The sequence below is a fragment of the Streptomyces katrae genome, assembly GCF_002028425.1.
Classification (GTDB): Bacteria; Actinomycetota; Actinomycetes; order Streptomycetales; family Streptomycetaceae; genus Streptomyces; species Streptomyces katrae_A.
On record NZ_CP020043.1, the window covers coordinates 1 to 13,829 of the forward strand.

Sequence of the window (13,829 nt, forward strand, 5' to 3'; positions counted from 1 at the left end):
CTCCCAGCGCTTCGGCGCGGATGTGGTCCTGTGGACTGCCTGGGGATCACGGACCAGCGATGGCGGCTCACGGTCGGAGGCGACACAGTGGCCGGGGAGCTGGACGACCGGCCAGCCGGTCAGCGCGGTACCGACCACGTCCTCTTCCGCAGGCTCCAGCCCAGCACAGCGACAAGTGCCTCGCGCTGGCGGGGGACAATTTCGAGCTGGACACCGACATCGTGCAGGCGGACTGTTCGTATGAGAATTACGTGGACTGGACGCTGACCGGTCGTGGAGACCGGTACGAAATCAGCCAACAGCACTGTGTCGGGCTGGCCGGGAAAACTCCCCGCAACGGCACCCCCGTCGACTACCAGGCCTGCACCGCGGCCACTCCGAAATGGCTGTTCAAACCCTGGCAGTGAGGCCGGAACCTCAGATGTCGCCGTGTGCGTCCCGTCCTGCTGGCTGGGCCGACCGCACCTCTGACGGTCATGGTGCCGACACGCCTCCTGCCCCGCCGAGGCGAAGACGCGGTGGACGGCCTTGTCCGAGTACGACATCCGGAACGCGAACAGGTAGCAGGTCACCAGCTCGCCGGCCAGCTTCACCGTGACTCCCCGAAGCCGACCTCGGCCTCGGCGCCGGGCCCGTGGGTCTGCGGGACGCGTCGACCACACTCTTGCCGGCCTCCAGCCGGATCTCCTCGCGGCGGGCAGCGACCGATCCGCGGACCATCTGGTAGGAGACATCGGCGCCGTACTCGTCCAGCAGCCGGTCGAAGATCCCCTTGACGGTGTGTCGCTGCTTGCGCGGTGCGGTCAGATCGGCCGTGAGGATGCCGTCGATCACCGGCTTGTAGGGTCCAGTCGTGTCTCCCGCGGCTCCATCTTCTTCCGCGGTTCCGGCAACGCCGAGATCAGGGCCTAGCCAACGCCGTACTTCCGCATGAGCGCCCGCAACGACATGCCGCCCTTGGCGTCACGGCGGATCGCCGCGTACAGATCGACCTTGGACTTCGGCAGCACCCAGGCCCCTCGTCGTGGAGAGCACAACCATGGTCCCGAAGCAAGCACCGAGGTGTTCTCGAAACTCAGGTTCTGGCTCAACTTCTGTGGTCTGGTCACGCTGAGTCAGTAGGTTAGATCCCGAGCGGCAGGTGTTTCTTGAAGCTCAGGCTGTGAATGGAGGGTTGCTCGAAGCTGGCCGACGATCTGTCGCCATAGCGGGCCCTCTGGGGTCTCGTCCCAGAGTTCGGCGAGCTCGGATTCCCCTGCAAGGACCCGGTCGAGGGCTTCGACGGCAAGGGTTCGGAGGTCACTGGCGAGGACAGGCAGGGCTTCGTTGGGCCCATAGCTTGTGGTGATCGGTTCGCCGTCTGGGCACTGGGCTGCAACGAGAGCGGCGGCTGCGACGGCCTCCACCGCATCCGAGCTGTCGAGGTAGTCCTGGGTCTGGACGGTCCGGGTCAGCGTGGTTCGGATGAGGTTCTCTCGCTGGTCCATGGCTGTCTCGTCCAGGGTGTAAGCGAAATCCGCAGCGGTGTCGTTGTCGAAGTGGCCGATGTCCCAGGTGCCCATGTGATCTCCTCGCGTCGTCGTCCGGGGATCCTCGCATCGGCCACTGACATTGCGGTCATGAGGCGAGCAGTACTCGCTTGCGCAGAAGCTTGAAGCCGGCGCGTCCGTACATCTGCCGCTTGATCATTTTGATGCGGTTGACGTGGCCCTCGACGACGCCTGAGCTCCAGGGCAGGGTCAGGCCGGCAGTGACGGCTGCGAGGTCGCGTTCGAGGCCGTTGGCGAAGGTGTGGAGGCTGGGCAGGTCGTCGGCTCGGACGGCCTTGATCCATTCGGGGAGCCGTTCTCCCCGGAGCTGGGTGAGCATCTGCCCGAAGGATCGGACGTGACCGGCGAGGGCGTCCAGTTCGGGGCAGTGGGTGAGCACGGACTTGAGCTTCAGTCGCTCGTTCTCCGCGAGTGCGTCGGGGTGGGTCAGGATCCAACCGGCAACAGTTCGGGGAGATGGCGGTCGAGTACGTGGCATGGCGTCCCGGAAGGGACGAAGGTAGGCGCGGACGGCACCGTATCCACCTGAGTATCCGTGTGTCTGGATCTCCTTCCAGAGGGTCCAGGCGTTCGTGCAGCCCTCGGCCCACCGCTCGTGCAAGTACGGCTTGAAGTCGTCGAGCTTCGTCCTGCGGTTTTGCCACTGCCCTTGGAAGAGGTCTTCCGGGGTTGCCGCGTCGGCCAGACGCTGCACGGTTCGGTAGGTCATCCGGAGTTCGCGGGCGACCGCGCGACGACTGTGTCCCTCGCCGAGCATTCCCTGGACGATCGCGTGTTTCTCGCGGGTTCGGTCGGCGAACCGGTGCCCAGTGGGCCAGGGCGACACGCCAGTTTCTGCCGCCGGTGGCGTGGTGACGCTCTCGGAGCCGGGCGCCGCGAATGGCGCTCTCAGACAGGACCGATGGCGCGACACGCATCGCTCGGCGGCCTCGCCGAGGTTGCGCCAGAGATGAAAGCGGTCTGCGACCTGCACCGCAGTGGGTGCCCCGGTGCTGGCGCCTTCGGCGAAGAAGGGGGCTCGGTCGCGGCATACCACCTCAATTGCGGGACACTCAGCAAGCCAGGCGGCGACGGTGGCTGCCTCGCGGTCGGGCAGCAGATCCACCGGTCTGCGGGTTTCGACATCAACCAGCACAGTCCCGTAGACACGGCCCTTGCGCATCGCGTACTCGTCGATGCCCACCACCCGCGGGGCCGACGTTTGAGGTTCAGGCATCGCCTCGACCAGCCGAAGTACCGTGCTGCGGCTGACGGAGATACCGAAGATGTCCGCAAGTCGGGCGCCGGCCCGGCCGGCCAATGCGAGGCCCACCTCGGCCAAGGCTGAACGCAGCCGCTCGGTCCGCTGACCGTAACGTCTGGTCAGTCCGGGGATCTGTTCAACGAAGGTCTGCCGTCGGCAGGAGGTATCCGTGCAAGTGAACCGGCGGACCTGCAGGCGAAGCACTACACGCCTCCCGGCGCTGGGCAGATCGGCAGGAAACCGCAGGTAGGACCCATGAATCCGGTTCGACCATCTTCCGCAGCCCGGACACTCAGCACCGGCAGACTTGCGCGTGACGCCGATCCAGATCGCCTCGCCGTCGTCCTCAGCTGACATGACCGCGACTTCAGGGTCCGACAAGAACAGGAGCTCTCCCAGCCGGAGCAGCACTTCGTTCACGGCTCCGAACTCTCGGGCACGGCACGGCAGCCCCAAGTCGTTTCAGGACGATCTTGCGAGAGACACGACCAAGATCAACAATCACGGAGCGTTGACGCACCACAAAAGTTGAGCCAGAACCAAAACTCATGAACATCCGCGGCCCTCTTGATCGCCCACTGCTGACGGAACTCATCGACAAACGCTGTTCCTAGAAGTGAACGAAGCCAGGTACTGGCAGGCGTGGGCTGCCACCCGAGAGCGTAGCGGATCGATAGCTTCCGGAACGCGAAAGGAACCGCCCTGCCGGGTGAGCCGGTGCTACGGGGTGGGACGGCCTCCTGCGGGCTATTGCGGCGCGGGGTCGGGTTCGGAAGGGCCAGCGGGCAGCCGGAAGGGGGGTTTGTCGCCGATGCGTTCCCACCACAGGCCGGCACGGTCGCGGAAGTGGACCGTGAGCGCTTGGTCTGTAGAGCCGGGCGGGAGGAACCATTCGTGGCCGTCGCCGTCGCCGTCGCTCATCAGGATGAGCGGCACGGAGAACTCATCTCCTGCCAGGAGAGCACCGGAGGTCTTGCTTTCTGGTGTGCCCCAGAGCGGTTGGATGTGCTGGCGGCCGCCGTGGGTGTAGGTGGCGCGGAGGACCCGTACTTCCGTTAGGGGGTCGTTGCTGCTGTTGCTAACGACAGCGTGGCTGTGGTCGAGGCGGGAGCTCACCTGGAGGGCCTGTGCTGCGGCACGCGCGTAGTCCGACACCCCGTCCTTGAGGTACGCGCGGATGGTGCTGCAGAAGGCCTTCAGCTCTTCTGTCGGCCTTGCGTACCACCCGTTGTCGAAGACCTTCTGAGACCAGAGCGCCTTGTCGCCTCGGGGCACCTGACGTACCCAGGACTCCAGCTCGCCACAGGGCACCACGAACAGTCCGAAGTCGGCGGCCGCCCGCAGCAGGCGCTCCGCAGCGTTGTAAGGATCGCCCTGAAGGCCGCCCAGGCCGGACTTCTTGAGATCCCCCCACCGGTCACCGCCCTTGGCCAGCTTGGTGAGCTCACCGAGTACTCGGTCTGGAAGCGGGTCACTGGCTTTGATGCCCTTCAGGAGCGCGTCCATCTCGGTCTTGAATCCGCCTGCGGAGATCTCGCTCCGAGATCCGGCAGCATGCTCTCGGAGGCATTTGAGGTCCGACTCCAGGTGTTCGGTGACGCCTTCGAGGCTTTTGACGGCTCGGGCGAGACCAGACCGGAGGTAGTCGAAGTCGGCGATGACTGCAGTTGGGATACCGCACTGCCGCAGCCGCCGCGCGGTGTCGCCCAGGGGCGCTTTGCCACTGGTGTGGAGGAAGAGGGTGTTGTCGTGTGCGGCCGCTGCCTCCTTGGTTGCGTCGAAGGCCGCAGCGTAGAACTGGCAGTCACCGGCAGCTTCGCATAGCACAACCCGGTCGTAGAACAATCCCGAGGGCAGGTTGGAGTACCGCAGCAGGGGAGTGCGCAGCAGGCCCTGCACGGCGTCCGGTTTGAGCACCCGGGCGGCAGGGGTTCCTGATGACCGATCGAGGCGGACGATCGACACCGGCCGGCCCTGTTCCGCTTCAAGGACTCCGGCAAGAAAGTCGGCGCTGTGCGTCGCAACGAACAGCTGCGTCTGCCCCTGGAGGCCGGCCAGAAGACGGCCGAGAAGGCGTGCTTGCGGCGGGTGCAAAAACGCCTCGGGCTCGTCGATGATCACCAGCGGAGCGGGACGCACCATCACCTGAAGCAGGATCTGAACGAAGCTGCGGAAGCCGTCCCCCTGCGCTGACACCAAGGGCAGGTATCGGTACGCCGCGGCGACTTCTTGCGCCGCCCCTGGGAGAGCGTCTCGGAGGTCGGGGTGAGGCCGGCCAACGCGGAGCCTGATCTGCTCGTCGTACCGGTCTACACAGACGTAGTGGCCAAACGCCTGATGCACCAAGTCCGCGAAACGCGACTCAGCGTCGCGGTCCTCGTACAGGTACTGGAGCCTGGACTGCGATGGCAGCAGAGGGTCCCAATGGTCCACCTCCGCCTCGACCTGCAGCCGGTCGTCGGTCCACAGCGTCTGCTTGACGAAGGGGGCGAGCTCCGCGAGCGTGAAGGCTGGCCAGCGGTGCGCGATGGAGTCCTTGAGGATCCTGTCCCCCCTGGGTGTCCACGTCCGGTAGCCACGCTCCTCCAGCCACGCCATGAACTCCTCGCTGCTCCCGCTGTGCCGTGGAAGGGCTTGCCGGATCCAGCGGGTGCTGCCGGCTGTCATACCAGGGAGCTCTACTTGCGTGTTGAGTTCACGGAGCAGAAGCGACTTGCCGCTGTTGTTGGCACCGATGAAGAGCGTCATGCCGTCCTGCGGCGGCTCCACTATGAGGCCTGTATTGAGCATGATCTCGGTGACAGCGAAGGTGATTGCCATGTTGCCCCCCGCACGGTCTGCACGTCGCTTCAGGAGCGACGTTGGTGATCTGCGAAGCGTATCGATCAGGCCATGCCTCCACCGGGGTTTTGCCCCGCTTGCTCGGTTGGTTCGGGCTGGGGTGCGACCCCGTGGGTGGTAGTAGCGGTCGGTGAGCGTGGCCAGCTCGTTGATCATGGAGATGTTGACGAGCCGGAACGTGTTCTCGATCAGCTTGGCCAGCTCGGCGACCTTGGGTCCGGACACCCGCACCGTGGTCTCGAAGATGCCGTCGTAGAAGCCCTTGATCACACCGAGCGATGCGGCGTCGATGCCGGACGCCACTGCGGGGGTGATGACCACGGGGGGCGGGAGGGGGCACCAAGCGGATCTGGTGAAGTTGGTTGCGTTGTGAGGCGTCCGCGCGGCCCCTACCGGTCGGCGGTGAGCTTGCCCGCGGCGGCCCAGCTGTCGGCGGGGACTTCGTGGATCCAGACCTGGACGGTCTCGGCAGGCAGCTGCAGGGTGTCCACGAAGGCGTCGGTGATCCGCGCGACCAGCTCGCGCTTGAGCTCGATGCTGCGGGGGCCCTGCTGGACGGTGACGATCGGCATGGTCTGCTCCTCAAAGTGGTTACGCTATCCGGCTCCTGATGTCCGGTCTGCGCTCTGAGAACAGTCCACCGCAGAGCCCGGCGGCGAACCAGACGAGCTTCGCTCTGGCAGCGATCACGATTCGTGATCGTGCGCGGCCCGCCCCCGGCAGGCCGCGACCAGCAGCTCCGGGTGCGGCACGGTGCGGCGCACCCCGAGCGCCAGCGGCAGGGCCAGCACCTGGTCCCGCAGCGGCCGAAAGGCGATCCGCGGATGGCTGGTCAGGCGGGCGTTGGCCGCGTAGACCACCGTCCACATCGGGGTACCGGTGCCGATCGCGGCGAGCGTGTCCTGCAGGGTGCTGGACGCCAGGCCGGGGACGGGCTGGAAACCGGCCCGGTGGCAGGCGGTGAGCACCAGGTCGACCAGCGCCGGATGGTTGCGGCGCTCGGTGAGCCGCAGCGGCAGTTCGGCGAGGTCCGCCAGATCGAGCTCGGAACGCTCCGCGAGCGGGTGACGGGCGGGCAGCGCGACCATCAACTCGTCGGCCGTCAGCGGCACGAAGCGCACGTCGTCGGTGCCCGCGGGAATCTCGCCGCGGACGAAGGCCGCGTCAAGGCGGCCGTCCGCGAGCCTGGCGAGCCGTTCCTGCACCGGAGCCGAGTGCAGTTCCACGCGGACCTCGGGCGCGTGCCGTTGGTAGGCGTCGAGGATCCGGTCGAGCCGCTCGCCGAGCCCGGTGATGGTACCGAGCCCGAACGCCCGGGCGCCGGGAGCGGCCAGTTCGGCGGCCAGCGCCGCGGCGGCGCGCTCGGCGGCCAGCACCTCCCGTGCGGCCGGCAGGAACCGTTCGCCGGCCGCGGTGAGCCGGACGTGCCGCGGCGAGCGGTCGAACAGCTCCACCTTCAACTCCCGCTCCAGCCGGCGCACCTGCTGGCTCACCGCCGGCTGGCCAAGCATCAACCGGTCGGCGGCCCGTCCGAAGTGCAACTCCTCCGCGACGGCGACGAAGCACCGCAACTGGCGCAGTTCCACGTGATCCCCCAGTTCCGGTCCCTGTCCCGATCTGCGGCGGCCCGCGAAGGCCCCCTGGCAGCGTACGGCCGAGCCGGGCACGCGCATGAACCTGGCTCGCTCATCAGCCCCCTTGGAATCGATCACCTAGGGAACCGGGAGGCGCTCTACCGGCGGACCGCCGAGATCAGTCCGCCGGGCCGCTCCTCGCGCTGCGGAGGGGTGCTGATCGGGCGGCCGTAGGCGGCAGCGCGCTCGCGCAGGGTGTGGCTGCCAGCCTCCCAGCCGTGCCCGGCCAGCCAGCCCACCGGGTCGTCGGGCATTTCCGAGACCCACATGGACGCCGCCGATCCCGGCGCGGCGTCCGCGCCGAAGCGCTCGATCACGCCGCGCGAGCCCAATGTCAGCCCCATCCGACTGCCTGCCGCCGACTGCGTGCTGATCCGGGCCACCAGTAGCTCCACCGCGTCCTCGGGCAGATAGATCAGCAGTCCTTCGGCGATCCACACGGTCGGCACCGCCGGGTCGTGCCCTGCGGCGGCCAGCGCGCCTGGCCAGTCCTCACGCAGATCCACCGCGACGGTGATCCGCTCGCAGCGCGCGACGGCCCGCTCCTGGCGCAGCACCGAAGCCTTGAAGTCCAGTGGCGCGGCGGTGTCGACCTCGAACAGCCGGGTGCCCTCGGGCCAGTCCATCCGGAAGGCCCGGCTGTCCATGCCGGCGCCGAGCAGCACGACCTGCCGGACCCCGGACGCGGAGGCCTGCTGCAACAGGTCGTCGAGGAACTTCGTCCTGATGACGATGGAGAACGACACGGCCAGCCGGCGGCGTCGCGCGGCCTCGTCATCGGGCAGCGGCGGCGAGGAGGGCCACAGGCCGCCGGCGGTGGCGAAGACCTGTGCCAGTGGGTCGCGGAACAGCGCGTTCTCCCGCTCGGTCTCCAACGCCCGCACCCTGGCCACGCCCACTGCCGTGGCCCACACTCCCGACGGCTGCGCCCGCTCCCGCTCATCAGTCACCGCGCCAGCCTAGATGATCGATTCCAAGGGGCCTGATGAGCGGAGCCAGGTTCATGCGTGGCCAGCCAGTCATGCGCGCACTGCCCGCCTACGACCACTAAAACCACCAATAGGCGAAGATCAACAGTCACCCTGTGTACGCGACCACACGAAGTGGACCAGCGCCTGAGAACGGAGAGCGAATGTCGATGGGGGCCGGCACCGGTTCTTGATCGCGATGTCCGGAAATGTTGATGAGAACTGGCAGCACCCGGAGCGCTCGGCTCGGGCGTGTGGGTACGGACGGACATAATTCGGCTGTGGACCTGAGACCGGAGTTGTTGCCCCCGCCCGTGAGTCGGCAGCGGCTGGATGAGCTATCCGCCGAGGTGGAGCGGATCGCTGACCTCTCGTCTTCCCCGAGTACTACGGCAGCAGGAGTCTGGAGGAGTTCGCGAGGGAGGCGGCTCGGCTAGGAGCGTGGGTCGGTAACGGGCGAGCGGCTCTGTTGCTGTGACCGGCGGGTCGGTTGCGGTGGCGTGGTCTTGTCCGGGCCGGTGGGGTCTGGTGGGGCCCTGTCGGCCGGGTGTCCGGGTGGCAGGGTTCGTCATGTGGCCGGGGAGGCCCGGCCGGTCAGCAGGCCAGGGCGGCGATCCCTGCCGTCCCTGTGTGGCGGAAGATCTTGCGGAGGTTGTGGCAGGCGGCGAGCAGGCGCCACTCGCCGCGGGCGCCGTCCTCGCCGCGCAGGAGGAGCTGGCGGCCGTTCTGGCAGGTCATGATTTGCCCGAAGACGGGTTCGACGATGGCTTTGCGGCGGCTGTAGGCGGCCCGTCCGGGTTTGGTCCGCAGCTTGCGGGCCATGCGTTCCTTCAAGGTCGTGTCCTTGGGGATGCGTCCGCGCGGTGCGGGTGGGACCTGCTCGTCGTGGGCGAGGCGGCCGGTGGCCATGAAGGTGTCGGTGCCGCAGGCGAGTTGGCGGTCCCGGGCGGCTTCGAGGTTGGTCTCGGAGCAGTAGCCGGCGTCGACCAGGGCCTGCTTGGGGTGGGTGCCGGTGTTGGCGGCGGACTGGTCGAGCATGGTGGTGTAGTTCAGCGCGTCGGAGGCGTTGGTCGTGATGTCGGCGGCGGTGATGACCTGATGGGCCTCGTCGACGACGGCTTGGGCGTTGTAGGGCTGGATGTAGGCGCCGTCGCTGTTCTTCATGATCCGCGAGTCGGGGTCGGTGAAGTTGGCCTGGGCCTTCGGCTTCGGGCGGGCCTTGGCGGCGGCCTTCTCACCGGCGTCGGTGACGGCCTGCTCGTCGCTGCTGCCCGCACGGGCCTGGCGGCGGCGCTCGATGCCCTCAGCATGCTTGCGGGCCTTGTCGGCGGCTTCGGCCTCGATCTGGGCGCGGGCTGCCTGCAGGCGCGCGAGGCGCTTTTCGCGTCGGTCGAGTTCGGCGAGAAGGTCGGTGTCCTTGCCGTCGGGGCCGAAGGCCTGGTCCTCGGCGGTGTCGGTGGCCTCGGCGTCGGCGAGCAGGGCGGCGGCCTTGGCCTCCAATACGGCGATCTCGGCCTCGATCCGTTCCTCCTTGTCGATCAGACGGCCGTAGCTCATCGCCTTGTGCTTGGAGGCGCTGGCTTCGAGCCTGTGCTGTCTAGGGCGACGCGGCCCATCTTGACCATGCCGAGCTTGGTCGCGAGGTGCAGCGACTGGGTGAACAGGTCGGCGAGGGCGTCGAGGTGGCGGCGGCGGAACCGGGCGATCGAGCGGAAGTCCGGGGCCGCCCCCGCGGCCAGATAGCGGAAGGCCACATCATCGGTGCACTTGCGCTCGATCGCCCGCGACGAGCGCACTCCGGTGGTGTACCCGTAGATCAGCAACCGGACCATCAACCGCGGGTCATACGGCGGGAACCCGCGCTTCTCGGTGTAGGACGCCAGGATCGGGCCCAGGTCGAGCACCTCGTCGACCAGTTCGGCCACGAATCGGGCCAGATGCCCCTCGGGCAGCCACTCATCCAGCGACGGCGGCAGCATCAGCATCTGATCGGGGACGAACGCCCGGAAGGTCTTCTTCACTGCCACCGTCGGCGCGGTCTCCGGCTTCACCACCGCCGCCGGATCCACCTCGAACAGGCCATCCCCACCAGACATACCAGGATTCTCCCGTATGGAAGATCGCGAACAGGATGCGCCGGCGGGCTCAATCGCCTGATCGACTGCCAAGATCCGCGGACAGCGCCGCATAGATGTACTCGCTGCCCCAGCGATCCCCGTCGAGGTCGTTCTCGACCAGGTGCGCCTCCCGGCGCATCCCGAGGCGCTCACAGACCCGCACAGACCCGGTGTTCTCCACATCCAGCCGTGCGTAGAGCCGGTGCACGCCCAGCGCGTCGAAGGCAAACCCGGCCAGCGCCGCGGCCGCCTCGGTCGCGTAGCCGTGCCCCTGGTGACCTGGGTCGAGAGTCCAGCCGATCTCGGCCTGGGCGGCGCGGGCATCGGCCAGGGTGAGGCTCACCTCTCCAAGGACGCCGGGCTCATCGCGCCGGCAGACAGCGAGCGCCAGCTTGTCCCCGTCGGCGCACCAGGCCGTCTGCGCCGCACGCTCGGCGGCAACCTGCTCGCTGCGCTCACGCGTGTGCGCCGGCCGGTACAAGTAGCGCGCCACGCTCGGCAGGCTCTGGTAGGCGTACAGGTCATCGGCGTCGCCGGGAGTGAACAGACGCAGCGACAACCGGGACGTGGTCAGCGGCAGCAGCGAGGCGACGTCCATGCGGACCTCCGGGACGCGGATGTGGATCAAGTTGCGGACGGATTGTCGCATCACGACTGCCCGGCGGCCTCGCCTTTTCTAGAGCAGCGCTCGGCAGCCGCACTTCACCACGACGCGCGGCATTCCAGGAGTTGTTTACTGACCCACGCTCCTAGCTCGCCCCGTAGTTGCGGACATCACCCGGGACGAGCTCGTCGAGATCGTTCGCAGACGCCTGAAGGCCGACCCGGAGAGCGACTACTATCTGCGGCTCCTGGAGGCGAACGTGTCGCATCCCCGGGTGAGTGACCTGGTCTTCCACCCTTCGGACAACCTCAAGTGCGTCTGCGGAGCAGATCGTCAATGAGGCTCTGAAGTCCCGCCCGATCGCGCTGTGAGCTTTGTGGCAGATCAGCCGGCCGCGGCCTGCTGTTCGGCGCGGGCGCGCGGGTGGTGGCGAGGCGGTAGGAGTCGGTGCCGGTCTCGATGATGTTGCCGCCGGAGGTGAGACGGTCGACGATGGCAGCATCCGCTTCACCGGGTGCGCTGCTTGCGCGGCGCGTCGAGGTCCGCCCGCAGCATCTCGTCGATCAACGGCTTTGAACGGATCCAGTCGCGTCGCCCTCGGCGGAAGCGGCTTCCGCGGCTCCGGCCACGCCGACGACAACGCCTTCTGCACTGTCAGGACCCCGACGCCGTACTTCCGCTGCAGAGCGCGGTTCGAGAGCCCCTGACGCGAGTCACGGCGGATTGCCGCGTACAGGTCGACCTTGGACTTCGGCAGCACACCGGGCCCCTTCGTCGTGCAGAGCACAACCATGGTCTCGAAGCAAGCACCCAGGTGCTCTCAAAAACTCCACCGGTCTGGTGTCCATCCGGCTCAAGAAAGCCCGCTCAGCCGGTGTCGACTTCACCCGCTACGCCGCTGCCGGTGAAACCCACGAGCAGGGCCAAGCGTAGCGAGCCGGCCGGGTCAACCCTCGGCGCGCTCCCTCTGGATCTTCTGCATCTTGCGGGCCATGTCGACTTGCGCACGGATCACCGTGTCGAACAGGGCCTCCGGATCGCCGTTGGGGCCGGCGCTCGCAGCCAGCAGCGAGGCGACTTGGTAGGCGAGGACAGTGACCATGTCGGCCGTCCCCACCGGGCCGCGGACCTCGATCAGCTTGCGCACGGCGTCGTCGATGCGGTCCATGGCCTCCTCACCCTGGAGGAACAAGCCGAGCCGCTCGGCGAGGAACATGCGAACGACCGCCACACCGTCGGCCAGGGCGGTGTCCACGTTGAAGTCGACGCGGGCCTTCTCCGACTCCTTGAGCACGGCCGGAATCGTGTACGTCCGCTGCTCTGGGATGAGGCCCTCCTTTCGCCACTTCGCGTACGGGATGGGGCCGGCGGCGTCACGGCGTGCACGGTGTTCGTTGGTCGGGCGGCCGCCCGCGGTGCGGCAGGCCCGCTCTGCGGTCGCCTTGCAGGTCGGGCATTCGACATGGCGCTTCCACGAGCGCACGAGATCCATCTCGGCATTGGAGCGGAGGTGTCGTCGCCACTCGCCGCCCCACGGGATGCTCTGCGGTCCGTTCTCCACGCCCATTACCCCCTGGGTTCGGTGGTGTGTGCCGTCGTCGGTGCCGTGATGATGACCGTACCTGCGGTGGCGCCCCTCAGCGGTCGATCGGGGGAATGCGGTCCAGACCGCTCTCGGAGAGGATCTGTTGGACCGTGTCGTCCAGGGTGCTGGCCGCGTCGATGACGGTCTCCAGGCCGTTGGGGAGCAGGTCTTTCTCTCGGTACCAGTCGCGTAGGTGTCCCTCGTTGACGTGCGCGAGGTATTCGGCGTCTGGTTTCGTCGCGTGGCGGAGCACCGTCTCCTCGAAGGGCACGTGGAGGTAGTAGCACCGTGTGACGCCCTGGTGGGCGCGCACCAGGTCCTGGAGCATCGTGCCGTAGCGGTCGGCGTACAGGATGCCTTCGACGGCGACGTGGAAGCCATGGTCCAGGGCGTAGCGGGCGGTGAGTTCGATCAGGCCGATGTTGGCGCCGCCGGGCTGGTCGCGTTCGCGTAGCACGATGCGGCGCAGGTTGTCCTGGGCGACGATGGCGAGGTTGCGGCCGAACTTCTCGCGCAAGCCGGACGCGACGGAGGACTTGCCCGAGGCGCTGTTGCCTCGGAGCACGATCAGGCGCGTGTCGCTGGTCCCCACTGTGCCGTGCGCGGCCTCGGTCATGCGCGGCGCGGCTCACCTGGATGCGGTTCTCGTGGAAGTGCTCCCAGTCCATGACCAGGCGGAAGCGGCGGTGGGCCTCCAGGCGCTCAGCGTCGGCCGGCTCCTCGCCGCGCTGGACGCGGGCGTCGCCGGATTTCACGAGTTCCGCGAGAGCGAGTCGGACGTCGTCGGCGTCCTGGCCCGTGGCTGCCGCCAGCCGGTCCAGGGAGGTGAGAGTCTCTGCCGGTGCACTCAGATCGTTGACCAGGTGGTCGATGAGGGTGTCGAGGAGCGGGCCGGTGCGCAGGGTCCAGCGGATCCCGTCGAGGCGCTCGGTGAGTTCGGGGTCCAGGGGCAGTAGGTCTCCGGGCAGTGGCAGCACGGCGGGCATGGACCATCGGGTGCCGTCCGGCGTCTCTTCGCGGGTGGCCAGGCCCCACGTCAGGTAGAGCTCGGACAGGTCCCGCACGGTGGTGGGCACCGGGAAGCCGGCTGTCGTCAGCATGGTGCTCAACTGCTCCCAGCGGGCCCGCGTGGAGCCGGCCGAGGCCCTGGCCGGGCCGGAGCTGGAGGCCGGTCACCCGCCGGAGTCGGCGACGGCCGTTGCCGAGGCCCCGGTGGCGGGGCCGCTGGTGCCGCACGGGCGGGTGGGCCTGACGTTGGAGGTGCTCGCGCCGGACTACCAGCGGCTG

At 68.0% G+C, this 13,829-nt stretch carries 12 protein-coding genes and 3 pseudogenes; 1 reads left to right on the forward strand and 14 read right to left on the reverse strand.

From position 1 onward, the window contains the following. Window positions 1-251: 251 nt before the first annotated feature. Entirely contained in the window at window positions 252-407 is a 156-nt protein-coding gene (locus B4U46_RS37780) for a hypothetical protein (RefSeq protein ID WP_159402154.1), read from the forward strand. A gap of 67 nt (window positions 408-474) precedes the next feature. Here the strand turns inward: B4U46_RS37780 and B4U46_RS37785 are convergent, their stop codons facing one another. The 14 genes and pseudogenes from B4U46_RS37785 to B4U46_RS39680 form a co-directional block, all read right to left on the reverse strand. After that, window positions 475-834, reverse strand: a complete 360-nt coding sequence (locus B4U46_RS37785; RefSeq protein WP_123996025.1) for a hypothetical protein — start codon at window positions 832-834, stop codon at window positions 475-477. 74 nt (window positions 835-908) lie between these two features. Beyond that, window positions 909-1,091, reverse strand: coding sequence for a hypothetical protein (locus B4U46_RS37790; RefSeq protein ID WP_123996024.1), 183 nt, complete (start codon window positions 1,089-1,091; stop codon window positions 909-911). A 24-nt stretch (window positions 1,092-1,115) separates the two neighbouring features. Further along, the gene (locus B4U46_RS34325) at window positions 1,116-1,562 is read right to left on the reverse strand and encodes a DUF4259 domain-containing protein (RefSeq protein ID WP_079432184.1); all 447 of its coding nucleotides are present in this window, start codon (window positions 1,560-1,562) and stop codon (window positions 1,116-1,118) included. Window positions 1,563-1,617: 55 nt separating this feature from the next. Then, window positions 1,618-3,213: an ISL3 family transposase gene (locus tag B4U46_RS34330; RefSeq protein ID WP_079432185.1), complete on the reverse strand. Its 1,596-nt coding sequence runs from the start codon at window positions 3,211-3,213 to the stop codon at window positions 1,618-1,620. 327 nt (window positions 3,214-3,540) lie between these two features. Then, on the reverse strand, window positions 3,541-5,937 hold the full coding sequence (locus B4U46_RS34335) for an ATP-dependent nuclease (RefSeq protein WP_260338148.1): 2,397 nt from the start codon (window positions 5,935-5,937) through the stop codon (window positions 3,541-3,543). Between the two features lie 86 nt (window positions 5,938-6,023). Then, window positions 6,024-6,206, reverse strand: coding sequence for a 4-oxalocrotonate tautomerase DmpI (gene dmpI / locus B4U46_RS34340; protein WP_042811709.1), 183 nt, complete (start codon window positions 6,204-6,206; stop codon window positions 6,024-6,026). A 114-nt stretch (window positions 6,207-6,320) separates the two neighbouring features. After that, complete coding sequence (locus tag B4U46_RS34345) at window positions 6,321-7,220, reverse strand: LysR family transcriptional regulator (protein WP_079432187.1); 900 nt, start codon at window positions 7,218-7,220, stop codon at window positions 6,321-6,323. Window positions 7,221-7,366: 146 nt separating this feature from the next. Further along, window positions 7,367-8,182, reverse strand: coding sequence for a class I SAM-dependent methyltransferase (locus B4U46_RS34350; RefSeq protein ID WP_079432188.1), 816 nt, complete (start codon window positions 8,180-8,182; stop codon window positions 7,367-7,369). Between the two features lie 648 nt (window positions 8,183-8,830). Continuing rightward, window positions 8,831-10,257: pseudogene (locus B4U46_RS34355) on the reverse strand (IS1182 family transposase). Window positions 10,258-10,381: 124 nt separating this feature from the next. After that, a complete protein-coding gene (locus B4U46_RS34360) occupies window positions 10,382-10,951 on the reverse strand; it encodes a GNAT family N-acetyltransferase (RefSeq protein WP_079432189.1) in 570 nt (189 codons plus the stop codon). Between the two features lie 522 nt (window positions 10,952-11,473). Continuing rightward, a pseudogene (locus B4U46_RS39675) lies at window positions 11,474-11,750 on the reverse strand (hypothetical protein); the annotation flags it as partial. A 153-nt stretch (window positions 11,751-11,903) separates the two neighbouring features. After that, entirely contained in the window at window positions 11,904-12,524 is a 621-nt protein-coding gene (locus B4U46_RS34375; protein ID WP_079432190.1) for a hypothetical protein, read from the reverse strand. A gap of 70 nt (window positions 12,525-12,594) precedes the next feature. Beyond that, a complete protein-coding gene (locus B4U46_RS34380) occupies window positions 12,595-13,158 on the reverse strand; it encodes an AAA family ATPase (protein ID WP_079432191.1) in 564 nt (187 codons plus the stop codon). Between the two features lie 73 nt (window positions 13,159-13,231). Next, a pseudogene (locus B4U46_RS39680) lies at window positions 13,232-13,642 on the reverse strand (DUF6042 family protein); the annotation flags it as partial. Window positions 13,643-13,829 lie beyond the last annotated feature (187 nt).

Excerpts from the sequence above, each read along its gene's own strand:
- B4U46_RS34360 (WP_079432189.1), bottom strand. The coding sequence starts at position 10,951 with ATGGACGTCGCCTCGCTGCTGCCGCTGACCACGTCCCGGTTGTCGCTG.
- B4U46_RS34380 (WP_079432191.1), bottom strand. The coding sequence starts at position 13,158 with ATGACCGAGGCCGCGCACGGCACAGTGGGGACCAGCGACACGCGCCTG.
- B4U46_RS34375 (WP_079432190.1), bottom strand. The coding sequence starts at position 12,524 with ATGGGCGTGGAGAACGGACCGCAGAGCATCCCGTGGGGCGGCGAGTGG.
- dmpI (WP_042811709.1), bottom strand. The coding sequence starts at position 6,206 with ATGCCGATCGTCACCGTCCAGCAGGGCCCCCGCAGCATCGAGCTCAAG.
- B4U46_RS34325 (WP_079432184.1), bottom strand. The coding sequence starts at position 1,562 with ATGGGCACCTGGGACATCGGCCACTTCGACAACGACACCGCTGCGGAT.